The organism is Massilia oculi (genome assembly GCF_003143515.1).
Classification (GTDB): domain Bacteria; phylum Pseudomonadota; class Gammaproteobacteria; order Burkholderiales; family Burkholderiaceae_D; genus Telluria; species Telluria oculi.
Window position 1 is genome coordinate 2,018,549 of the sequence record NZ_CP029343.1, and the last position, 21,129, is coordinate 2,039,677.

Here is a 21,129-nt window from a genome sequence, read left to right on the forward strand (position 1 = left end):
TGTTTTCAGGAAGGTCATCGTCCGACGAAGGATCGATCCGAACTCAAGCCACGCCTTCGCCAAAGGCGCCGGCACCAAACGCCAGCGCGCAAAAGCGTTCGCCGATCAGGCGATGCGCCTCCGCCTCGGGATGCAGCTCGTCGGGTAGAGGATACCGCGCATTGTCCTCCGGGCCGTAGAGCTCCCTGCCGTCGAGGTAATGGATATGCGCATCGGCCGGCGCCCGCTGCTGGACGATCTTCTGCAACTGCTCGCGGATCACGCCAAGGGTCAGCTTGCCCTGCCGGCGCTCGGCGTCGTTGCCCATCGCCCGGAACAGCAACTTCCCCTTTTCCAGCGCCTTGCCATCGAACATGGTCGGGCCTGGCGTGGTTTCATGGATCGGGCACCAGGTTGGCGAGACCACGAGCAGCGGCGTCGTCGGATGCCCTTCCCTGATCGTATCGAGAAAACCGTGCACGGCCGGCCCGAAGGCGCGCAGCCGCATCGCATCCGTGTTGACGAGGTTGATCCCCAGCTTGAGGCTGATCACGTCGGCCGGCAAATCGCGGATCGTACGCGCCGTGAACGGATCCAGCAATGCGCTGCCCCCAGGCCCAGGTTGAAGAGGTCGACGCCGGCCAGCCGCGCTGCCACGGCCGGCCAGATGCCGGTCGGGTTGGTCGCGTTCGATCCCTGGCTGATGGAACTGCCATGGTGCAGCCAGCGGCGCTTGCCCGGCGCCAGAATCGGAGCGAGCGGCGCATCGGCATCCAGCGCCACCAGCTCGGTCGTCTCGTCATGCGGCAGCCAGATCTCGACGGTCTTGTCGCCCGGCGGCAGGCCGGCAAAGCGCAGCCGCTGCGGTTCGCCCGGCCGCATCGTCGCCGCGCCGGACAGCATGTCAATGTCCATGATCTTGCCGCCGGGCGCGCTGGCCTGCTGCGCCAGATGGCCGTCGACGACGAGGTCATAGAGGCCGTCCGGGCGCGGCGCCATGGCGCCGTAGCGGCGCTTGGTCGGCAACACGACCAGTTCCACGACCGTCGCCGCCGTGCGCAGCGCCAGGCGCACGCCGGAAGGCTGCGCCTCCACCATCGCCAGTTGCGGATCGTGGCACTGGGCGCGCGCCCAGGCCGGCAGGCGGTGCGGCAGCAGGCCCGCTTCCGTGCGCTCGAGTTCGACGGCGCCATGGACCAGGTCCGGCGTGATCGGTGAATGGAAGGACAACGTCATCGCGGTATTCCTTGGTGGATTTATGCAGCGCTCATTATAAGGACCCCAGCCGTTGACACCGGCGTCGCCGATGCGTAGTTTTCTCATCCTTTGCTGATCCTTTGCTCATCCATTGCCTGCCCTGGAGATCGTCGCTTGCCCGGATCGCCGCTGCCCACCCGCCGCCGCCTGGCGCTCGCCCTCGCCGCGTTCGGCCTGCCCGCCCTGGCCCGCCAGCCGGTGGTGAACGACGCGACGCAGCTGAACCCGGTGACCGTCGAGCGCATCCTGGTTCCGCGCACGGTGGACGAGATCGTGGCCGCGCTGCGCGCCCACGCCGGCCCGGTCTCGATCGGCGGCGCCCGCTACAGCATGGGCGGCCAGATCGCCGCCGACCGCTCGCTGCATCTCGACATGCGCGGCTTCGACCAGGTAGTACGCTTCGTGCCCGCCGAGCGCCGCATCACGGTCCAGCCGGGCATCACCTGGCGCCGCATCCAGGCCGTCATCGACCCGCACGACCTGGCGCTGCAGGTGATGCAGTCGTATGCCGATTTCACCGTGGGCGGCTCGCTCGGCGTCAATGCCCACGGCCGCTACGTCGGGCAAGGGCCGCTGGTCTCGAGCGTGGAGGCGATCCGGCTGGTGCTGGCCGACGGCGCGCTGGTCACCGCCAGCCCCACCCGCAACAGCGACCTCTTTTACGGCACGATCGGCGGCTATGGCGGCATCGGCGTGATCGTGGAAGCGACCTTGCGCCTGGCCGACAATGCCCCACTCGAGCGACGTTCGCAAGTCATGTCGCTGTCGAGCTACCGCCGCTTCTTCGCAGCGCGCATCGGCGCCGATCCAGACGCGGTGATGCACAACGCGACCTTGTATCCCGACGACTACACGCTGGTGCGCGCGGTGACCTATTCGCGCACCCTCCGCGCGGTGACGCTGCCCAACCGCCTCACCGCCACGGGCGGCGACTACCGCGTCGAACGCCGGCTGCAGGAAGTGATCTCGGCTTCGCCCTGGGGCAAGGAGCTGCGCCGGCGCATCCTCGAGCCGCTGCTCTATTCGACCGACGCGGTCGAGTGGCGCAACCACCAGGCCGGCCTCGACATCCATTCGCTCGCGCCGCTGGCCGGCGCCGGGACGACCTATGCGCTGCAGGAGTATTTCGTGCCGGTCGCTGCGCTGGAGCGCTTCGCCGGGCGGCTGCGCGCCATCCTGCGCCAGCACCGTGTGAACGTCATCAACGTTTCGATCCGCCATGCGCGCAAGGATCCCGGCACCCTGCTGGCCTGGGCCCGCAGCGACGTGTTCGCCTTCGTGCTGTACTACCGCCAGTACACCGCGCCGCGCGAGCGGAACGCGGTGCGCGCCTGGACCCGCGCGCTGGTCGACGCCGCGACGGCGCTGGGTGGCTCCTACTACCTGCCCTACCAGATCCACGCGACCGTGGCGCAATTCCACGCCGCCTATCCCGAGGCCGAGCGCTTCTTCGCGCTCAAGCGCAGGGTCGACCCGGCGTACAGGTTCCGCTACAAGCTGTGGGACGCGTACCATAGGGGTTGATCCAGCCAATGAAACGAAAGCCGATACCATGCTGATACGTGTCTTCACGACCGATGACCACTCCGAACCCACCCTGGCCATGGAAACCCAGGTCGATGCCGGCACGCTGATGGCGATGGCGCAACCGCGCGCAGCCGAGGCGCGCGAACGTGGCGCCGAATGGACCGCGGGCGCCATCCCCTTCTTTGTCCAGGAACTCGTCGATGCGCTGCAAGCGGGCAAACCGGGCCAGGAAATCGAGATGCAGGCGACGAACGCCGCGATGGCCGCATGGCTCTACGACTCGGTCCACGATGGCGTGAGCGCGGAAGTCTTCGCAGCTTGCGACCTGGTGTTCACGCAGTCGGCGGGCGGCGTGGTGCAATACGACCGCACACCCGCCACGGCAGGCTGAAGAATCAGTCAGCCGCGGATCCGCGCGACCAGCTTGGTGGTCGAGCGGTCGTGCTCGAAGTCGATCGCCACCGCCCGGCCGCCATAGGCCAGCACGGCCTTGCCTTCGGGGATCTGGTGCATCACGTAGTCGCCGCCCTTGGCGTAGATGTCAGGCCGGCCTTCCTGCACCACCTCCAGGGCCGTGTCCTCGTCGAATTCGACCACCAGACTGACCGATTCCAGCGCCGCCAGCACCGCCATGCGGTCGGCCAGGGTGTTGTGAGGGCGGTCGTCGCCCTTGCCCAGGCGCTTGACCGAGGCATCGGTGTTCGCCGCCACCACCAGCGAACCTCCCAGTTCGCGCGCCTGCGCCAGATAGGTCACGTGGCCGCGGTGCAGGATGTCGAACACGCCGTTGGTCAGCACGACCGGTTTCGGCAATGCGGCGATACGCGCAGCCAGCTCGGCGCGCGTGCATATCTTGTTTTCGAATGAAGGCATAAGGCAAAAAAATAAAGCGAATGTCAGTGTTTCGGCGAGTCTTCGTCGGGTTCTTCCTCGATCGCCATCGACAGCTCGGCCGGCCGCGCGGCAGCGGCGCCCGGCTCCCGCTCGCCCGACAGCTTGACCTGCAGGCGCAGGCCATTGGCCGAGTCGGCATTGCGGATCGCCTCGTCGTAGCCGATCAAGCCCTTGTTGTACAGCTCGAACAAGGCCTGGTCGAAGGTGCACATGCCCAGTTCGCGCGACTTGTGCATGATCTCCTTGATGTTCTGGAAGTTCCCTTTGAGGATCATCTCGCCGATGGTCGGCGTGTTCAGCAGGATTTCGATGGCCGCCTTGCGTCCTTTTCCATCCTCGGTACGCACCAAGCGTTGCGAGACGATGGCGCGCAGGTTCGACGACAAGTCCATCAACAGCTGATTGCGCCGCTCCTCCGGGAAGAAGTTGATGATGCGGTCCATCGTCTGGTTGGCGTTATTGGCGTGCAGCGTGCCCAGGCACAGGTGGCCGGTCTCGGCGAAGGCGATCGCATGTTCCATGGTCTCGGTGTCGCGGATCTCGCCGATCAGGATCACGTCCGGCGCCTGGCGCAGCGTGTTCTTGAGCGCGTGATGCCACGACAGGGTGTCGACACCCACTTCGCGGTGCGTCACCAGACATTGCTTGTTCTTGTGGACGTACTCCACCGGGTCTTCCACCGTGATGATGTGGCCGGCCGAGTTGCTGTTGCGGTAGTCGATCATCGCCGCCAGCGTGGTCGACTTGCCGGAACCGGTGCCGCCCACGACCAGCACCAGGCCGCGCTTGGTCATCACCACGTCCTTGAGCACTTCGGGCAGGTCGAGCTTTTCGAAATTGGGGATCTCGGAAGCGATCGTGCGCACCACCATGCCCACGCTCTGCTGCTGCACGTAGACGTTGACGCGGAAGCGGCAGACGCCCGGCAGAGAAATCGCGAAATTGCACTCCATCTCGGCCTCGAACTCGGCGCGCTGGCGCTCGTTCATGATCGACAGCGCCAGTGCGCGCGTGACTTCGCCCGTCAGGCGCTGCTGGCTGAGCGCCTTCATCGCCCCCTGGTGTTTAATGCTTGGAGGAAAGTCAGCCGAGATGAAGAGGTCGGAGCCGCCCTGGTGGTGCATCACCGTGAGGAGCTTGTGGATATAGGCCTGGGCTTCCGCCGGGCCGAATGTCGAGGACATGCGGGCCTTTCAAAAATTGCAGTGGTGTAGGTCGCCGGGCAATTATATCGACTATGATTCTCGTTAAACTAATATTTCATGGCTAAAACGGGTGTACCGCCCCGGTCCGCCGTCCCGGCGCCGGCCAGGGTGCGCTACCCGAAACACATAAAACATGACACTGACCGAGCTGAAATACATTGTCGCCGTCGCGCGCGCCAAACACTTCGGCCATGCCGCCGAAGCCTGTTTCGTGGCCCAGCCCACCCTGTCCGTCGCCATCAAGAAGCTCGAGGACGAGCTGGGCGTGACCCTGTTCGAACGCGGCGGCTCCGAAGTCTCCGTGACGCCGCTGGGCGCCCAGATCGTGGCCCAGGCCGAGCGCGTGCTGGAACAGACCGCCGCCATCAAGGAGCTGGCCAAGCAGAACAAGGATCCGCTGGCCGGCCCGCTGCGCCTGGGCGTGATCTATACCATCGGCCCCTACCTGCTGCCGCCGCTCGTGAAGAACCTGATCGACACCGTGCCGCAGATGCCGCTGGTGCTGCAAGAGAATTACACGCACAAGCTGCTGGAGCTGCTGCGCCAGGGCGAGCTGGATGCCGCCATCATGGCGCTGCCGCTGCCCGACCATGGCATGTCGGTGCAGCCGCTGTACGACGAACCCTTCATCGTGGCCATGCCGAAGAGCCATCCGTGGGCGGGCCGCAAGGAAATCTCGGCCGAAGACCTCAAAAACGAGACCATGCTGCTGCTGGGCGCCGGCCACTGCTTCCGCGACCAGGTGCTCGAAGTGTGCCCGGAAATGGCGCGCTTCTCGGCGCCCGGCAACGGCATGCAACGCACCTTCGAAGGCTCGTCGCTCGAGACGATCCGCCACATGGTCGCCAGCGGCATCGGCCTGACCGTGTTGCCGCGCGCCTCGGTGGCCGACCTGCACGATCCGAACGGCCTGCTCACCTACGTGCCCTTCCTGCCGCCGGCGCCGTCGCGCCGCGTGGTGATCGCCTGGCGCAAGAGCTTCACCCGCCGCGCCGCGATCGACGCGGTGGTGCGCGCGGTGAGCGAATGCCACCTGCCGGGCGTGCAAATGGTCACGCTCGAGGCGGCGGCATAGTCTTATCCAGCGTCACCAGGCCTGCATCCTCTCCTTCCTCGCCAGGACCACCCGGCTGGTTTCGGGCGCCTGTCTGCTCGCGCGACAACACGATCTTCTGGGTCGGGAAGGCGAAGGGGATGCCGGCCGCTTCCAGCCGCTCGTGGATCTTCAGCAGCAGCGTCTCGCGGATGATGACCTGGGTGTCGAACTCGCTCACGTTGATGTACGACCAGACATCGATGTTGAAGGCGCGATCGTTGATGCTGCCCAGCCGCGCGCGATGGCCCTCGGCCATGTTCTTCTCTTCCGTCAGCACCTGCTGGACGATGGTGATCGCCTCCTTCAGCCTGGCCGACGGGGTGCCGAGCGGCACCGCGATGGTCGGGTTGAACAGGAAGCGGTCGCGCGCCGCGAAGTTCTCGATCTGGCGCGCCGACAGGTCGCCGTTGGGGATCGTGACGATGGTGCGCTCGCCGGTGCGGATGCGGGTCGAGCGGATGCCCACGTCTTCCACGGTGCCGACCACGTCGCCCACCTTGACGAAGTCGCCCACCTGCAGCGGCTTGTCGGCGATCACGGTGACGCTGCCGACCAGGTTCTCCACCGTCTTCTGGGCGCCCAGCGCCAGCGCGATACCGCCGATACCCAGCGCCGCGATACCGGTCGTGACGTCGATGCCGAAGGTGCCGAGGATGGCGACGCCCGAGAACGCCAGCAGCAGGATCTTGGCGGCGCGGCGCGCCAGCGTGATGACGGCCACCACCTGGCGCCGCTGGCTGCGCTGCATGCGCGCGGTGGCCAGCTCGGCGACCGCGTCGATCAGCCGCAGGCCGAACCACACCAGGGCGATGACCGAAACGATGCCGGTATAGCGCAGCAGGGTCGTGCGCGCAACGATCGACACCGGCAGCCGTTCGGCCCAGCTGTAGAACAGTCCGACCGCGATCAATAAGCTGGCCGGCGGAAGCGCCGCCTCCATGAATCGCACGAGGCCGTTGGCGCCGGCGTCGGGCACCAGCTTGCGCATGGCGGCGACGATCAGGGCCGCCACCGTCCACAGGCCGCCGAAGATCAGGACACCGAGCCCGATCAGCATCGCCCAGTCCTTCAGCGGCGCGCCGGCAATGGTGAATTCATTCTTGTCCGGCTCCTGCGCCACCGGCTCCTTGCGCGCCGCCTGCGCGACCTGGTCGATCGTCTCGCGCGACACGCGCCACACCTGGTGGTCGCCGTCCTGGCCGCGGGTCAGCAGGATCGGCACCTTCTTGTCCTGGATGGTCAGGACGCCGACGTTTTCCTGCTCGGCCGCCAGCTCGTCGTCGATCTTGCCGATGGCCTCGTTCGACAACGCGACGAACGGCGACAGCGATCCGCCGTTGTCCAGCAGCGAATGGAAATTACGCGCCTGGGTGATGGCGTTGGTGCGCTGGCGGTTGCTCCCGGCCGGCATGTCGAGGTACTGGGCAGCGCGATCGTAATCGGGCTCGGCCAGGGCGGAAATCAGGCCCGACACCATCGAGCGCGGCGTCTCGCGCTTGAGCGGATCGGGAATGACTTCCTCGGCGGGCGCCGCTTCCTCCGCCTGGCCGGCGGCGAAGGCGGTCGGTGACAGGGGCGCCGCCAGGGCGATCAGGAGCAGCAGCAAGAAACGGAAATGAAAACGCATAAGCAAGTCGACTCCTTTGACTGGGCATCTGGCCGATGCGGTACAAAATGTATATCCAGAAAATGCAAACGGACACTGATGTCCGCCAGCAAAGTCTAGCATCCGGCCGCGCCCGCCCCCACACTATTGCCGGGCTTCTACGCTCATTTCACTTGCAATCCCGTCCAATGCGCGGCGAACGCCCATTTGTCGGCCATCTCGGCGATGGCCTTGGCGGTCGGCTTGCCGGCGCCATGGCCAGCCTGCGTCTCGATGCGCACCAGGTGCGGGCGCGGCCCGGCATCGATGTGCTGGAGCGCCGCGACGTACTTGAAGGTATGAGCAGGGACGACACGGTCGTCGGTATCGGCCGTCGTGGCGAGGATGGCCGGATAGGGTTTGCCGGCCGCCACGTTGTGGTAGGGCGAATAGGCCAGCAGGTTGCGGAACTGCGCCTCGTTGGCGGGATCACCGAACTCGCCCATCCACAGGCGTCCGCCCGTAAAACGGTGGAAGCGCAGCATGTCCATCACGCCGACGCCGGGCAAGGCGGCCGCGAACAGCTCCGGTCTCTGGTTGACGACCGCGCCCACCAGCAGGCCGCCGCCGGATTCGCCATGCACGGCCAGGCCGTCCGGCGTCACGATGCGCTGGGTGTGCAGGTACTCCGCGGCGGCCAGAAGATCGTCGTAGCTGGTCTGCTTTCGGTCGAGACGGGCCGCCTCGTGCCAGGCCTTGCCGTATTCTCCGCCGCCGCGGATATTGGCGATCGCCACGATCCCTCCCTGCTCGATCCAGGCCAGCAGGCTCGGCTCGTAGTACGAGATCATGCTGATGCCGAAAGCGCCGTAACCGTGCAGCAGGGTCGGCGCCGGCCCCGCGACGTCGCTGCGCCGGATGAGGAACATCGGCACCCGGGCGCCGTCGCGCCCCGCATGGAAGCGCTGCTCGACCACGATGTTCTTCAGATCGGCGTCGACCGTCGGCGCCGCCCACACGCTTGCCGTGTTCGCGGCCACGTCGTAGCCGTAGATCGTCGTCGGCGCATTGAAACTGGTGAACACGAAGAAGGCTTCGTTGTCATCGGGATGGCCCTGGAAGCCGCCCGCGCTGCCGATGCCGGGCAGCGGCACCACGCCATCCGGCCGGCCCTCGAGCGTGAAGCGCCGCAGCTGGGTTTTCACGTCGACCAGGTACGTCCCGATCAGGCGGCCGCCAACCAGGCGCGCGTCGCCCAGCACCGCGCTGTCCTGCGCAATCAGGTCTTGCGGCAGGGCGCCGGGGTCGGCCAGATCGAGGGTCGCGATGCGGCGCCGTTCGGCGCGCTCGCTGGTCAGCAGGTACAAGGTATTACCGGCGTCGCCCACCGGCGACCATTCGGCGTCGAAGCCTTTGACCACGGTGCGCGGCTGCCAGCGTTCGTCGTGCAGGTCGATGACGACCAGGTTGTTGGTCTGGGTGCCGGGCGTGGACGTGATCACCGCATGGCGTCCGCTGTCGGTCACCTCGACGAAGTGCAGCAGCTCGGGCCGCTCAGGTGTCGCATACAGCAGCCGGTCGCTCGACTGCGGCGTGCCCAGCGCATGGAAATAGACCGCGTGGTTGGCCAGGGCGGCGTCGCCCGCCGTCGCTTCGGGATAGCGCGTGTAGAAAAAGCCCGCGCCATCGGGCATCCATGCAATGGTCGTGAAGCGGGCCCAGGCCAATGCATCGTCGAGGATTTTTCCGGTGGCGACCTCCATGACCTTGATGGTGCGCCAGTCGGCGCCGTCTTCCTGCACGGCGTAGGCGAGCAGCGCGCCGTCTCTCGATGGCGCCCATTCGGCCAGCGCTCGCGTGCCGTGTTCGGACCAGGTATTGGGGTCGATCAGCACGCGCACCAAGCCGTCGACGCCCTCGCGCACGAGCAGGGTCGCCTGGTTCTCGAGGCCGGGATTGCGGGTGTAGAAATAACGCCCGCCCCGCTCGCGCGGGACCGTGAATTTCTCGTGATTCTGCAACGCCTCGAGCCGCGCGCGAAAGACCGCGCGGCCCGGCAGCTCGGCCAGGCAGGCGTTCGTCAAGGCGTTCTGCGCCGCGATCCAGGCCGCGACCTCGCCGTCGCTGCGCGCATCGCCTTCCAGCCAGCGGTAAGGGTCGTCGATCCGCTGTCCGTGCAGGACGTCGACGGTATCGGTGCGGCGGGTGGCGGGATAGGCGGTTGGGTGCATGGCGGTTCTCCTTGTCAGGCAAGGACGGGATCGCAGATCGGCAGGGTGCTGGCCACGCGGATGGCATGCGCCAGGCGGTCGATCACGTCCTGGTTGGTGAAGGTTTGCCGGTGCTTCACGGCGGCGATGCTGATGTTTTCGTCGACCACGCGGATGGCGGCCATGACGGTCGCGGCGCACAGCCGCACCTCGAGGTCCCTGGGCGAACGCTCCAGGCGGTCGGCGACGATCCCGGCCAGCGCGTCCTCGGCGCGCTGGGTCGCCATCAGCCAGGAAGCGCGCAGGTCCGGCTCGTCCGGCAGCATGGCCAGCAGGCGTACGGCCAGCACGTCGTCGGCCAGGTCGGCGGGGGCGCGCTCACGCCCCAGGCAGTCCTGCAGCCAGGACTCGATCGCTGCAGTGCGCGGCCAGTCGCGCAGCATGGCGATGAAGCGCAGCGAGGTTGCATCGAACAGCGGCTCGACGCAGCTTTCCTTGTTGCGAAAGTAGCGCCAGACCGTGCGCTTCGACAGGCCGACCGCGGCGGCGATGTCGTCGCCGCTGGTGGCGGCCACGCCCCGTTCCACGAACAGCCTTGCCGCATGGCGCGATACCGCCAGCTTCGCTTCGTCCTGCACTCCCATGATGCTCCATGCCTGTCACTTAGTGACGTTTACTATGTCACCAAGTGACAGGCATGTCAAACGCCTTGCCTGACAGTTCAATCGCGTTTGCGGCGGCGTGCCAGCAGCAGGCCCGCCAGCAGCGGCAGCATCATCGCCACGGTCGACGGTTCCGGCACCTGCGCCACGATCGAGAAGGTGTCGCCCGCCGACAGGCCGCTGGTGTCGAGCAGCCAGTCGCTGCGGCCGTCGAGCATGGTCGGGTTGCCGAACAGGGTGTCGGCCGTCTCGCCATTGGCGAACTTGATGACGGCGTAGTTACCCGAGTAGCTGGCCGCGGCGCCGGAGAACGAGGACACGCTGCCCGCCGTTGCGTAGCCGATCCCCTGCAGGCCGAAGTTGAACTGGTACATCGACAGGCCCACCAGGTTGCGGATGATGGCGTTGAAGCTGAGCGGGCCGGCCAGGTCGGCTTCTTCCAGCACGAAGTTCAACGTGGTGGTGCTGAAGTCGACCAGGTCGAGGTCGAAGGACACGACGCCGGCTTCGCTGTAGTTGGTCACGATATTGGCGCCGCTGCTGCTCGTCAGGACGACGGCGCTGGCGGAGTGCGAAAAGGTCAGCGCGCTGAGGGCAACGGCGGTGGCGGCGACGAGTTTGTTCATGGTCATGTTCGGGTTCCTTGTGATTGAAGGTGACGGTTACAGCGGGCCCTTGGCCCACGGGCCCGAGATCGCGAAGGTCACGCCAGGGGTCTGGATGTTCACGAACAGGTAGCGGCCAGTGGGGTCGAAGCAGGCGCCCGCGAATTCGTTGCCGCGACGATCGCCGGCCAGCGAGGTCAGCTTGCCAGCGCCCTGCAATTGTTCAGCCGTCAGGTTGATATTGTTCTTGGCGAAGATGTAGGCGTCGCCGGCGCCCGTCAGGCCCATCAGGCGCTGGCCGTAGCCGAAATGGTCGGTGATGGCGCTCGACGCGTCTTCGCAGATCAGGATCGCGTTGCGCGGGCTGACCGTCAGGTTGTCGCCCATATTGCCCACCAGCTGGCTCGGGCTCGAATAGATACACTTGAGGGTCTGGCGCGCCAGATCGAGTTCCCAGATCGCGCCGCGGTTGACGTGGCCGCCCGAGGTGTCCATCACGTACATTTTGCCCTGGGCATACCAGATGCCTTCGCCGCGGTTCATGCGCAGCGCGCCTTTCATCCAGCCCTGCACGAAGGGGCCGGCGGCGCTGTTGATCGTCTCGCCGTTCAGCCCCACGCCATTGCCGCGGTTGGCGTCCGGATTGGCGATCGGCACCCATTCCAGCTCATAGGTGTCGTCGACCGAGGCCACCGCCAGGTTGACGTTGTTGCGGCCCTTGACCTTGGCCATCTCGAGCACGCCGCCCATGGCCAGCGAGCCGGGCGCGCCGGTCTTGACGTCGGGGACGTAGCGGTAGAAGCCCGACTTGCCCGACGAATCCTCGGTCAGGTAGACGTTGGAGTTGGTCGGGTCGACGGCGGCGGCTTCGTGCGCGAAGCGGCCCATATTGACGATCGGCTGGCCGCTCACCTGCTGCGGGTCGGCCGTCACCTCGAACACGTAGCCGTGCTTCTTGCCGCCGGCGCTGACCGTGTCCGAACCGATCTCTTCGCAGGTCAGCCAGGTGCCCCAGGGCGTGATGCCGCCGGCGCAGTTCTGTTGTGTGCCGCCCAGGCTCGGGGTCATGCTGACCCAGTCGCCGTCGCGGAACACCAGGTTGGTCGTGCCGCCGCAGGAACGGTTGCTCGAACTGCCGCTGACGTTACCGGTGTCATACAGGCCATAGGCATTGATGAAATTGACAGCGGCGCTGCCGCTGATTTCATGATTGCGCACCAACACCTGCTCGGTGACGCGGCCGACCTTGCGCGTGACGATCACGCCCATGCCGTCGTGGCCGCCCGGGCAGGGACGGCCGTCGCTCATGGTGTCGCCGCGCCAGCCATAGCTCTTGTAGCTGAAACCCGGCGGCAATTGCAGCAGCGGCAGTCCGGTACTCAGGTCGTTGACCGGGGCGATCGGGCCGTAGGGGCTGTCGACCAGGGCGGTCGCGCCATTGGCCGCCAGCGCTTCGCGGGCGTGCAGCGCGGCGAAGGCGCCGACGAAAGGCAGCGCGGAGGCGCCGGCCATGCCCTTGAGCAGGTTGCGCCGCGAAGGCGACATATCGTGTTCGTTCATCGAGATGCTCCAAAGAATAGGAATCGAGCCGGTGGTCCGGCGTCTGGTGTCGTTGGCGGCGCCCGTGCATCAGGTCCGTTCCGTCCCTACCACCCCCGGTAGGACTGATGCATTAAAACAAACAAAAATGTCAACTCGATGACGACAAAAAGACAACAATCATGTATTCGCCATCTGAGAAATACACGCCGTTGTCATGCATGGGAGATGGCGCCCACATGGACGGGCCGGATTGGGCGCACACGGATAAACCGGCTAGAATCGCTGTCTTCCGCTCAACAGTTCTTGCCCGTCAAGACGCGATTCACCATGAACAAGCTGGCGCTCTATTTCCGCCTGGTCCGGGCCGACAAGCCGATCGGCATTCTTCTCCTGCTGTGGCCTACCCTGTGGGCGCTGTGGATGGCGTCCGGCGGCGTGCCGGACCTGCAGGTGCTGGCGATCTTCGTCATCGGCACGGCACTGATGCGCTCCGCCGGCTGCGCCATCAACGACTACGCCGACCGCGACTTCGACCGCCACGTCAAGCGCACCGTCGACCGCCCGCTCACCAGCGGCAAGATCAGCGGCAAGGAAGCGGTGATGGTGGCGGCGGTGCTGGCCATCGTGTCGTTCCTCCTGATCCTGCCGCTGAACGCGCTGACCAAGCAGCTGTCGGTGGTGGCGGTGATCGTGGCCGGCACCTATCCCTATTTCAAGCGCTTCTTCGCGATTCCCCAGGCCTATCTCGGCATCGCCTTCGGCTTCGGCATCCCGATGGCCTTCGCCGCCGTGCAGGACGGGGTGCCGGCCGTGGCCTGGTGGCTGCTGGTGGCCAATGTGTTCTGGGCCGTGGCCTACGACACCGCCTACGCCATGGTCGACCGCGACGACGACCTCAAGCTCGGCATGCGCACCTCGGCCATCACCTTCGGGCGCTTCGACGTGGCCGCGATCATGCTGTGCTATGGCGCCTCGCTGGCGATCCTGCTGCTGTGCGGCTGGTCGCTGGGCCTGCGCTGGTGGTTCGTGGGCGGGGTGGCGGTGGCGGGCTGCATCGCGCTCTACCACTACACCCTGATCCGCGATCGGGACCGCATGAAGTGCTTCAAGGCGTTCCGCCACAACAACTGGCTGGGGGCCGCACTGTTCATTGGTGTCGCGCTCGACTATGCATTAGGTTAATATTGTCCAAAAGGCATTCACCCCACAACACATAGAGGCCCACCATGATCGAAAAAATCCCGACCCAGACCGGCACCCGCGACCAACTGGTCAACGACCTGAAGACCGTGATCCACGACGCCGAATCCTGGCTGCGCAACGGCGGCCAGCTGACCGGCGAGGAACTGAAGGCCGCCAAGGTCAAGTTCGAGCAGACCCTGGCATCCGCCAAGACCAGCCTGATCCACGCCGAAGAGACCGTGGTCGAGCGCACCAAGGTCGCCGCCAAGGCCACCGACGAGTACGTCAAGGACAATCCATGGAAGTCGGTCGGCCTGGGCGCCGCCGTCGGCGTCGTGATCGGCATGCTGATCGCGCGTAAATAAGACTAAGGACGACGATGACAATCTCCGCGACCGTCGGAAGGATAGGATCCAACCTGCTCGCCATGGTGCGGACCAGGCTCGAACTGGCAGCCCTCGAGCTGCAGGAAGAGACGCACCGGCTGATCGGCTATCTGGCCTGGGGCGTCGCGGCCGCCTTTTTCGCGGTGGTCGCGGTGTTGCTGGCGATCCTGTTCGTGCTGGTGCTGTTCTGGGATACCCATCGCCTGCTGGCGATCGGCGTCATGACGGGCCTGTTTGCGCTGCTCGGCCTACTGGCCTTCTTCAAGGTGCGCGGCGACCTGGTCACCCGTCCGCCGCTCATGGCCGCCACGCTGGCCGAACTGCGCAAGGATGCGCAAGCCGTCAAAGGAGAGCCGATCGATGAGCAGCAATGACACCCTGGCGGCGCGCCGCCGCCTGCTGGCCGCCCAGTGCGCCGAACAGCGCGCGATGATGGCGCATGACGTGGCGCTGCTGCGCCATCCGGCCGACATGGGCGGCGCCCCCGCCTTCGTGGCCCAGCACAAGACCTCTCTGCTGGCCGCTGCCGGCCTGGGGCTGGGCTTCCTGGTCACCAAGCCGAAGTGGGTCGTCGGCGTGGCGACCGGCGCCCTGTCCGCCTACAAGCTGGCGCAGAAGGTCTTGCCGGTGCTGGGCTGGCGGAAGTTCGAAGTCCACTAGGCATTCGCCTGGGCGCCGCATCCGTGGCGCTCAGTCCCTGCCCAGTTCCTCGCCGAGCTCCCTGCCGCGCGCGGCCGCCGCCTGCATCGCCGCGACGATGGCTTGTTTCACTCCCGCCGCCTCCATGCTGGTAATCGCCGCATGCGTGGTGCCGCCCTTCGAGGTCACGCGCTGACGCAGCACCTCGACCGGCTCATCCGACTGCGCCGCCAGCTGCGCCGCGCCGGTAAAGGTCGCCAGCGCCAGCTCCCTGCCCTGCTGCGCGTTCAAGCCCATTTGCAACGCCGCCTCCTGCATCGCTTCCAGGAAGAAGAACACATAGGCCGGACCGCTGCCCGACACCGCCGTCACCGGATCGATCTGCGCCTCGTCATCCAGCCACACGGTCTTGCCGACCGCGCGCATCACCGTATCGGCCTGCGCGCGCTGGGCCTCGCTCACGCCCGGCTGCGCCGCCAGGCCGGTCACGCCCATGCCGATCAGCGCCGGCGTGTTCGGCATCGTGCGCACGAGCGCGTCGTAGCCGCCGAGCCAGCGCGACAAATCGCTGCTGCGGATGCCGGCGGCGATCGACAGCACCAGCTGCCGTTTCAATAGCGGCGCCAGTTCGGCCGCGACCTCGCGCATCTGCTGCGGCTTGACCGCGAGCACCACCACTTCGCTCTCCCCGACCTGTTCGTCGATCGCCGTCGCGGTGCCCACGCCGTACTGCTGCGACAGGCGCTCCAGCGCTTCCGGGTTGCGGTCGACGACGTGGATGTTCGCGCCCGAACCCGCCTGCCGGACGATGCCCGAAATGAGCGCCGCGGCCATATTGCCGCCGCCGATGAACGTGATCTTCATGTGTTTTTCCTGTTAATCGTAATTGCGTGCGCCGAAGATGGCGCTGCCGATGCGCACGATGGTCGCGCCTTCCGCGATCGCCGCCGCCATGTCGCCCGACATGCCCATCGACAGCGTATCGAGCGCGAGGCCGTCGGCGCGCAGCGCGTCATGCAGCATGCGCAGGCGGGCAAAGGCGGCGCGCTGCTGCCCGGGTTCGGTCGCGCGTTCGGGAATGGCCATCAGGCCGCGCAGGCGCAGGTTAGGCAGCTGCGCCACCGCGCGCGCCAGTTCGGGCAACTCGGCCTCGGTCGCACCGCTCTTGCTGGCCTCGCCGCTGATGTTCACCTGCAGGCAGATATTCAAGGGGCCGAGTTCGGGCGGACGCTGTTCGGACAGGCGCTGGGCGATCTTGAGGCGCTCGACCGTGTGCACCCAATGAAAATGGGACGCGATCGGGCGTGTCTTGTTGCTCTGGATGGGGCCGATGAAATGCCATTCGACCGGCGCATCGGGTTGCGCCTGCGCGACGTTCGCGATCTTGTCGAGCGCTTCTTGCAGATAATTTTCGCCGAACGCACGTTGTCCGGCCGCCATCGCATCCAGCACGGCTTGCGCAGGAAACGTCTTGGAAACAGCGAGCAATTGCACCTCGCCCCGGGCGCGTCCGGCAGCCTGGACAGCCTCCCCGATTGTCGCTTCGACAGCTTGCAAGTTGGCGGCGATTGTGGACATAATGATTTTCTATAGGAAATATTTTTCGCGCAGCGACGATGACAAAGGCGCACCTCTGGTGTCCTGAATTGGAAGTTCGTTGAACAATTAATGTGGCGAAATCGGTTCGAGGCAAGGAGCAAAGCACAGCAAGGCCGGTGGCCTTGCGCGCATTTGCGACGCAGTATCGGGCCGATTCTCGCTGCATTAATTCAACGAATTTTCAATTCGGGACACTATCCACAGGGATTATAAATGGACATTTCGGAATTACTCGCCTTCTCGGTCAAGAACAAGGCGTCGGACCTGCACCTGTCGGCCGGCCTGCCGCCGATGATCCGCGTGCATGGCGACGTGCGCCGCATTAACCTGCCGCCGCTCGAGCACAAGGACGTGCACGGCATGATCTATGACATCATGAACGACGGCCAGCGCAAGCAGTACGAAGAAGTGCTCGAGTGCGACTTTTCGTTCGCGATCCCTGGCCTCGCGCGCTTCCGCGTCAACGCCTTCAACCAGGAACGCGGCGCGTCGGCCGTGCTGCGCACGATTCCCTCCAAGATCCTGACCCTGGAAGAACTGAACGCGCCCAGGATCTTTGCCGACCTGGCCATGAAGCCGCGCGGCCTGGTGCTGGTGACCGGCCCGACCGGCTCCGGTAAATCGACCACGCTGGCGGCGATGGTGAACCACCTGAACGAGAACGAGTACGGCCACATCCTCACTATCGAAGACCCGATCGAATTCGTCCACGAGTCCAAGAAGTGCCTGATCAACCAGCGCGAAGTGGGCCCGCACACGCTATCGTTCAACAACGCGCTGCGTTCGGCGCTGCGCGAAGATCCGGATGCGATCCTGGTCGGCGAACTGCGCGACCTGGAAACCATCCGCCTGGCGCTGTCGGCGGCCGAGACCGGCCACCTGGTGTTCGGCACCCTGCACACCTCGTCGGCCGCCAAGACCATCGACCGTATCGTCGACGTGTTCCCGGCCGAAGAGAAGGAGATGGTGCGCGCGATGCTGTCCGAATCGCTGCAGGCCGTGATCTCGCAGACGCTGCTCAAGACCAAGGACGGCTCGGGCCGCGTGGCCGCGCACGAGATCATGATCGGCACCCCGGCGATCCGCAACCTGATCCGCGAGGCCAAGATCGCCCAGATGTATTCGGCCATCCAGACCGGCAGCAATGCCGGCATGCAGACGCTGGACCAGAACCTGACGGAGCTGGTGCGCCGCAACGTGATCTCGACCGGCGCCGCGCGCGCCGCGGCCAAGATCCCGGAAAACTTCCTCGGCTAAGGACGCATCATGGAACGCGACCAGGCATCCAAGTTCATGTTCGACCTGCTGCGCCTGATGGTCAGCAAGGGCGGTTCGGACCTGTTCATCACGGCGGGCTTCCCGCCGGCGATCAAGATCGACGGCCGCATGACGCCGGTTTCAAACCAGCCGCTTACCGCCGGCCACACGGCCGACCTGGCGCGCGCGATCATGAACGACAAGCAGGCGGCCGGCTTCGAGCTCACGCGCGAAGCGAACTTCGCGATCACGCCGGGCGACCTGGGACGCTTCCGTGTCTCGGCCTTCATGCAGATGGGTTGCGTGGGCATGGTGCTGCGCGTGATCACCACCGCGATCCCGAAATTCGAAGACCTCGACCTGCCCGACACGCTCAAGGACGTCGTGATGACCAAGCGCGGCCTGGTGATCATGGTCGGCGCTACCGGCTCGGGCAAATCGACCACGCTGGCGGCGATGGTCGGCTACCGCAACGAGAACAGTTATGGCCACATCATCACGGTCGAGGATCCGGTCGAATTCGTCCACCCGCACCGCAACTGCGTGGTCACGCAGCGCGAAGTGGGCGTCGACACCGACAGCTTCGAGGCGGCGCTGAAGAATTCGCTGCGCCAGGCGCCCGACGTGATCCAGATCGGCGAAATCCGCGACCGCGAGACGATGGAGCACGCGATCGCCTTCGCAGAAACCGGCCACCTGTGCCTGGCCACCCTGCACGCCAACAGCGCCAACCAGGCGCTGGACCGCATCATCAACTTCTTCCCCGAAGAGCGCAGGCAGCAATTGCTGATGGACTTGTCGCTGAACCTCAAGGGACTGATCTCGCAGCGCCTGATTCCGAAGAAGGAGGCCAAGGGGCGCGTGGTGGCGATCGAGATCCTGCTGAACTCTCCCTTGATCTCGGACCTGATCTTCAAGGGCGAGGTGCACGAGATCAAGGAGATCATGAAGAAGTCGCGCGAGCTGGGGATGCAGACTTTCGATCAGGCCTTGTTCGACCTGTATGAGGCGGACAAGATCACGTATGAGGATGCGCTGCGCAATGCGGACTCGGTGAATGACCTGCGCTTGAACATCAAGCTCAATAGCAAGCACGCGAAGAATCGGGATTTTTTGAGTGGGACGGAGAAGCTGGGGTTGATCTGACGGTCGGCATACCACGATCGCCCCCTCTACCATCATCACACGCGCGTCGTTCCCGCCTTCGCGGGAACGATGTTTTGGGGCCAACGAAAGAATGATGTTACGAGTGATCGGCCAGCTTAGAACCGCGACTCCAGCGTCACCCGCGCCATGGTCTGCCCCTCACTGAAGCTGGTCCTGCGCAGCGTTCCGAATTCATCGGTATAGCGCGAATCCGATACCCCATCCTGGCGCAGCAGGTTCGACGCCGCCAGCCGCAGCTGGTACTTCGGGTTGAACTTCCACAGCGCATACACATCCAGGTCGCGCCGCACGCTCTGGTAGCGCGACTGCTCCACATTGACCCGCACCGGGCCGCCGTCCTTGAACGCGAAGCTGGCGCCGGTACTCAGCTTGCCGTCGCGGGTCTTGTAGTCGATGCCGAGCGTCGCCGACAGCGGCACCTGCTGGTCCAGGCGGTTGTCCGGCCCCGGCACCGCGTCCACCTCGGACCAGTTGCGCGACACGCTCGCGCGCAGGTCGATCTCGGGCACGTCGGCCAGCACCGCCGACAGCGGGAACTTCGCTTCCAGTTCCAGGCTGCGCGTGAGCGCGTCGCCGTCGTTGACCGGGGTCTGGATCCAGCGGCCGTCTTCCAGGATCAGGCCCTGGCGCGTGTAGTCCTCGATGCGGCGCACCGACACGCTGGCGCTCAGCAGCGCCTTGTCGGCCCACCAGTGCTCGTAGGCGGCGTCGATCCCGGTCGCCAGTTCCGGCTGCAGGTCGGGATTGCCGCGGTAGTCGGGATCGGTCTGGCTGTTGTTGGGCGTCGTGAAGCGGCGCGGGATCAGGTTGCTCGCGGACGGCGCCTTGAAGGTGCGGGTCAGCGCCAGGCGCACCTGGTCGCGGCTGTCCGGGATCTTGTACAGGGTCTGGGCCAGCGGCGAGAACACGCTGGCGCGGTTGGTGCTGGTTTCAAAAGTATTGCCCTCGCTGGTCGTCTCCAGTCCTTCCCAGCGCAAGCCGGCATACATCGACCACTGCTTGCTCACGTTCCACTCGTCCTGGATGTACAGCGCCAGGCGCTTGATGGTGGCATCGTAATTTTCGTTCGTTACCTGCTCGCGCTCGAACAGCGGGAATACCTCGCTCTCGTCGCGTGCATCTTCGCGCCGCGTATAGCCGGCATCCCAGCCCATTGCCAGCGCGTGGTCCTTCCTCCACGGCGTCGTGTACTTGCCGACCGAGGTCAGGCCGCGTTCATCGGTCGCGCTCAAGACGGTCGAATCGCGCGCCAGCTCTTCCAGCCGGTAATCGAACTCGCGCCAGTCGCCGCGATTGCGCGTGCCGTTCACGCCCAGCTTGAGGTCGAGTTTCGCGCCCTCTTCCAGGTTGTGCACCCAGTTCACATCGGAACGCAGCATGACGAAACTGCCGCCGCTATTCATGTCGCGCACGTCGTACATGGGCGCCGGGCCAAGCTCGGTCGTGGTCACGGCGTCGCCGTGATAGTCGTTGCGATTATAGGAAGCCATCGTCTGCCAGCTGACCGTGTCGCCGTTCTCGAGCGTCCAGTTCAGTCGCGGCGTGAGGTTGAAGCCTTGCGGGCTGCCGCTGTCGATCTGCTCGGTGCGGCGCAGTTGCGTCAGGCGGCCCTCCGGATCGGTCCGGGTCTCCTCGAACGGCTGCGGGCGGTCGAAGTTGTAGCGCCAGACGCTGGCGCCGAGCGAGTACGACAGCCCATCGAGACGGTCCGACATGTTCAGGCTCGCGCTCGGGTTGCTGGCGTCCTCGCTCTTGCCATAGCCAACCCGCAGTTCGCGCTGCGCCTTGCGCACTACCCGCTTGAGCACGATGTTGATGGTGCCGGCGATCGACTGGGTGGAAAATTCTGCGCTGGCCGCGCGCAGGATCTCGATCCGTTCGATGACGTCGGGCGACAGCTGGTCGATGTCGAAGCCGGCCGGCGCGCGCTCGCCGTTGATCAGGATCTGCGTGTAGCCGCTGCCCAGGCCGCGCATGCGGATCTCGCCCGCCCCACGGCCGCCGCCACCGCCGACGGTGATGCCGGGCAGGCGCTTGAAAACGTCAAGCACCGAGGTGTCGCCATAGCGCTTGATCTCTTCGGTCGAGACCACGATGCGGCTGGCGGTGTCGTCGTGGCGCGGATCGTAGCTGTTGGCATCGGCCTTGACCTCGACCTTCTGCATGGTGTCGACGCTGACCGGCGGCGGGTCGGATGGCGGGCCGACCTGGGCGACGGCGGGCACTGAGAACAGCGACGAGAGGGAAAGCGCGATGAGCGTTGGTCGGAGCATCGAATCGGGGAGCGAAGTGAAAAGGTCCCGGTATTCTGTCACAGCTCGCCGCCCGCGAACCGCC

Annotated in this window: 21 protein-coding genes; 9 read left to right on the forward strand and 12 right to left on the reverse strand. The window is 65.8% G+C overall.

Annotated elements, in window-relative coordinates; all coding sequences use genetic code 11:
• Nucleotides 1–43: 43 nt before the first annotated feature.
• Together DIR46_RS27225 and DIR46_RS27230 are read right to left on the reverse strand one after the other, a co-directional pair.
• A complete protein-coding gene (locus DIR46_RS27225) occupies nucleotides 44–544 on the reverse strand; it encodes an SGNH/GDSL hydrolase family protein (protein WP_229446556.1) in 501 nt (166 codons plus the stop codon).
• Entirely contained in the window at nucleotides 529–1,215 is a 687-nt protein-coding gene (locus DIR46_RS27230) for an SGNH/GDSL hydrolase family protein (RefSeq protein ID WP_229446557.1), read from the reverse strand. Before DIR46_RS27230 ends, DIR46_RS27225 begins: the two co-directional genes overlap by 16 nt.
• 135 nt (nucleotides 1,216–1,350) lie before the next feature.
• Between DIR46_RS27230 and DIR46_RS09345 the strand changes: the two genes are divergently transcribed.
• Complete coding sequence (locus DIR46_RS09345; protein ID WP_229446558.1) at nucleotides 1,351–2,760, forward strand: FAD-binding oxidoreductase; 1,410 nt, start codon at nucleotides 1,351–1,353, stop codon at nucleotides 2,758–2,760.
• Nucleotides 2,761–2,788: 28 nt separating this feature from the next.
• Nucleotides 2,789–3,154, forward strand: a complete 366-nt coding sequence (locus DIR46_RS09350) for a hypothetical protein (RefSeq protein WP_109344997.1) — start codon at nucleotides 2,789–2,791, stop codon at nucleotides 3,152–3,154.
• 8 nt (nucleotides 3,155–3,162) lie between these two features.
• Here DIR46_RS09350 and DIR46_RS09355 read toward each other — a convergent pair whose 3' ends face one another.
• A complete protein-coding gene (locus tag DIR46_RS09355; protein WP_109344998.1) occupies nucleotides 3,163–3,636 on the reverse strand; it encodes an adenylyltransferase/cytidyltransferase family protein in 474 nt (157 codons plus the stop codon).
• 23 nt (nucleotides 3,637–3,659) lie between these two features.
• Nucleotides 3,660–4,841 (reverse strand): PilT/PilU family type 4a pilus ATPase, encoded by a 1,182-nt coding sequence (locus DIR46_RS09360; protein ID WP_109344999.1) that lies wholly within the window; start codon nucleotides 4,839–4,841, stop codon nucleotides 3,660–3,662.
• 154 nt (nucleotides 4,842–4,995) lie between these two features.
• Here DIR46_RS09360 and DIR46_RS09365 point away from each other — a divergent pair, with 154 nt between their 5' ends.
• Nucleotides 4,996–5,937 carry a hydrogen peroxide-inducible genes activator gene (locus DIR46_RS09365; protein ID WP_109345000.1) on the forward strand — a complete coding sequence of 314 codons (942 nt, stop codon included), beginning with the start codon at nucleotides 4,996–4,998 and terminating at the stop codon, nucleotides 5,935–5,937.
• On the opposite strand, the gene DIR46_RS09370 is transcribed toward DIR46_RS09365, so the two are convergent.
• The 5 genes from DIR46_RS09370 to DIR46_RS09390 form a co-directional block, all read right to left on the reverse strand.
• On the reverse strand, nucleotides 5,915–7,585 hold the full coding sequence (locus tag DIR46_RS09370; RefSeq protein ID WP_109345001.1) for a mechanosensitive ion channel family protein: 1,671 nt from the start codon (nucleotides 7,583–7,585) through the stop codon (nucleotides 5,915–5,917). The two genes, DIR46_RS09365 and DIR46_RS09370, sit on opposite strands and share 23 nt — an antisense overlap.
• 143 nt (nucleotides 7,586–7,728) lie before the next feature.
• A complete protein-coding gene (locus DIR46_RS09375) occupies nucleotides 7,729–9,774 on the reverse strand; it encodes a prolyl oligopeptidase family serine peptidase (protein WP_109345002.1) in 2,046 nt (681 codons plus the stop codon).
• A 14-nt stretch (nucleotides 9,775–9,788) separates the two neighbouring features.
• Complete coding sequence (locus tag DIR46_RS27745; RefSeq protein WP_109345003.1) at nucleotides 9,789–10,397, reverse strand: TetR/AcrR family transcriptional regulator; 609 nt, start codon at nucleotides 10,395–10,397, stop codon at nucleotides 9,789–9,791.
• 77 nt (nucleotides 10,398–10,474) lie between these two features.
• Nucleotides 10,475–11,041 carry a PEP-CTERM sorting domain-containing protein gene (locus DIR46_RS09385; RefSeq protein WP_229446559.1) on the reverse strand — a complete coding sequence of 189 codons (567 nt, stop codon included), beginning with the start codon at nucleotides 11,039–11,041 and terminating at the stop codon, nucleotides 10,475–10,477.
• A 36-nt stretch (nucleotides 11,042–11,077) separates the two neighbouring features.
• On the reverse strand, nucleotides 11,078–12,580 hold the full coding sequence (locus tag DIR46_RS09390; RefSeq protein WP_109345005.1) for a PhoX family protein: 1,503 nt from the start codon (nucleotides 12,578–12,580) through the stop codon (nucleotides 11,078–11,080).
• 309 nt (nucleotides 12,581–12,889) lie between these two features.
• On the opposite strand from DIR46_RS09390, the gene ubiA reads away from it, so the two are divergent.
• From ubiA to DIR46_RS09410, 4 genes are read left to right on the forward strand one after another with little or no spacing between them, the layout of a single operon-like run.
• The gene (ubiA, locus tag DIR46_RS09395) at nucleotides 12,890–13,744 is read left to right on the forward strand and encodes a 4-hydroxybenzoate octaprenyltransferase (RefSeq protein WP_109345006.1); all 855 of its coding nucleotides are present in this window, start codon (nucleotides 12,890–12,892) and stop codon (nucleotides 13,742–13,744) included.
• Nucleotides 13,745–13,788: 44 nt separating this feature from the next.
• A complete protein-coding gene (locus tag DIR46_RS09400) occupies nucleotides 13,789–14,109 on the forward strand; it encodes an ElaB/YgaM/YqjD family protein (RefSeq protein WP_109345007.1) in 321 nt (106 codons plus the stop codon).
• 14 nt (nucleotides 14,110–14,123) lie between these two features.
• On the forward strand, nucleotides 14,124–14,504 hold the full coding sequence (locus DIR46_RS09405; protein ID WP_109345008.1) for a phage holin family protein: 381 nt from the start codon (nucleotides 14,124–14,126) through the stop codon (nucleotides 14,502–14,504).
• Entirely contained in the window at nucleotides 14,491–14,790 is a 300-nt protein-coding gene (locus DIR46_RS09410) for a hypothetical protein (protein WP_109345009.1), read from the forward strand. The genes DIR46_RS09405 and DIR46_RS09410 overlap by 14 nt, the downstream gene beginning before the upstream one ends.
• Nucleotides 14,791–14,820: 30 nt before the next feature.
• On the opposite strand, the gene proC is transcribed toward DIR46_RS09410, so the two are convergent.
• On the reverse strand, nucleotides 14,821–15,633 hold the full coding sequence (proC, locus tag DIR46_RS09415; protein WP_109345010.1) for a pyrroline-5-carboxylate reductase: 813 nt from the start codon (nucleotides 15,631–15,633) through the stop codon (nucleotides 14,821–14,823).
• A gap of 12 nt (nucleotides 15,634–15,645) precedes the next feature.
• A complete protein-coding gene (locus DIR46_RS09420) occupies nucleotides 15,646–16,347 on the reverse strand; it encodes a YggS family pyridoxal phosphate-dependent enzyme (protein WP_109345011.1) in 702 nt (233 codons plus the stop codon).
• A 234-nt stretch (nucleotides 16,348–16,581) separates the two neighbouring features.
• Here DIR46_RS09420 and DIR46_RS09425 point away from each other — a divergent pair, with 234 nt between their 5' ends.
• Nucleotides 16,582–17,625: a type IV pilus twitching motility protein PilT gene (locus DIR46_RS09425; RefSeq protein ID WP_109345012.1), complete on the forward strand. Its 1,044-nt coding sequence runs from the start codon at nucleotides 16,582–16,584 to the stop codon at nucleotides 17,623–17,625.
• Nucleotides 17,626–17,634: 9 nt separating this feature from the next.
• Nucleotides 17,635–18,771, forward strand: coding sequence for a PilT/PilU family type 4a pilus ATPase (locus DIR46_RS09430; protein WP_109345013.1), 1,137 nt, complete (start codon nucleotides 17,635–17,637; stop codon nucleotides 18,769–18,771).
• Between the two features lie 116 nt (nucleotides 18,772–18,887).
• Here DIR46_RS09430 and DIR46_RS09435 read toward each other — a convergent pair whose 3' ends face one another.
• Nucleotides 18,888–21,065, reverse strand: coding sequence for a TonB-dependent receptor plug domain-containing protein (locus DIR46_RS09435; protein ID WP_109345014.1), 2,178 nt, complete (start codon nucleotides 21,063–21,065; stop codon nucleotides 18,888–18,890).
• Nucleotides 21,066–21,129 lie beyond the last annotated feature (64 nt).

Excerpts from the sequence above, each read along its gene's own strand:
- DIR46_RS09410 (WP_109345009.1), top strand. The coding sequence starts at position 14,491 with ATGAGCAGCAATGACACCCTGGCGGCGCGCCGCCGCCTGCTGGCCGCC.
- DIR46_RS09385 (WP_229446559.1), bottom strand. The coding sequence starts at position 11,041 with ATGAACAAACTCGTCGCCGCCACCGCCGTTGCCCTCAGCGCGCTGACC.
- DIR46_RS09430 (WP_109345013.1), top strand. The coding sequence starts at position 17,635 with ATGGAACGCGACCAGGCATCCAAGTTCATGTTCGACCTGCTGCGCCTG.
- DIR46_RS09370 (WP_109345001.1), bottom strand. The coding sequence starts at position 7,585 with ATGCGTTTTCATTTCCGTTTCTTGCTGCTGCTCCTGATCGCCCTGGCG.
- DIR46_RS09365 (WP_109345000.1), top strand. The coding sequence starts at position 4,996 with ATGACACTGACCGAGCTGAAATACATTGTCGCCGTCGCGCGCGCCAAA.
- DIR46_RS09355 (WP_109344998.1), bottom strand. The coding sequence starts at position 3,636 with ATGCCTTCATTCGAAAACAAGATATGCACGCGCGCCGAGCTGGCTGCG.
- DIR46_RS09420 (WP_109345011.1), bottom strand. The coding sequence starts at position 16,347 with ATGTCCACAATCGCCGCCAACTTGCAAGCTGTCGAAGCGACAATCGGG.
- DIR46_RS09360 (WP_109344999.1), bottom strand. The coding sequence starts at position 4,841 with ATGTCCTCGACATTCGGCCCGGCGGAAGCCCAGGCCTATATCCACAAG.
- DIR46_RS09390 (WP_109345005.1), bottom strand. The coding sequence starts at position 12,580 with ATGAACGAACACGATATGTCGCCTTCGCGGCGCAACCTGCTCAAGGGC.
- DIR46_RS09435 (WP_109345014.1), bottom strand. The coding sequence starts at position 21,065 with ATGCTCCGACCAACGCTCATCGCGCTTTCCCTCTCGTCGCTGTTCTCA.
- DIR46_RS09350 (WP_109344997.1), top strand. The coding sequence starts at position 2,789 with ATGCTGATACGTGTCTTCACGACCGATGACCACTCCGAACCCACCCTG.
- DIR46_RS09425 (WP_109345012.1), top strand. The coding sequence starts at position 16,582 with ATGGACATTTCGGAATTACTCGCCTTCTCGGTCAAGAACAAGGCGTCG.
- ubiA (WP_109345006.1), top strand. The coding sequence starts at position 12,890 with ATGAACAAGCTGGCGCTCTATTTCCGCCTGGTCCGGGCCGACAAGCCG.
- DIR46_RS09405 (WP_109345008.1), top strand. The coding sequence starts at position 14,124 with ATGACAATCTCCGCGACCGTCGGAAGGATAGGATCCAACCTGCTCGCC.
- proC (WP_109345010.1), bottom strand. The coding sequence starts at position 15,633 with ATGAAGATCACGTTCATCGGCGGCGGCAATATGGCCGCGGCGCTCATT.
- DIR46_RS09400 (WP_109345007.1), top strand. The coding sequence starts at position 13,789 with ATGATCGAAAAAATCCCGACCCAGACCGGCACCCGCGACCAACTGGTC.
- DIR46_RS09375 (WP_109345002.1), bottom strand. The coding sequence starts at position 9,774 with ATGCACCCAACCGCCTATCCCGCCACCCGCCGCACCGATACCGTCGAC.
- DIR46_RS27745 (WP_109345003.1), bottom strand. The coding sequence starts at position 10,397 with ATGGGAGTGCAGGACGAAGCGAAGCTGGCGGTATCGCGCCATGCGGCA.
- DIR46_RS27230 (WP_229446557.1), bottom strand. The coding sequence starts at position 1,215 with ATGACGTTGTCCTTCCATTCACCGATCACGCCGGACCTGGTCCATGGC.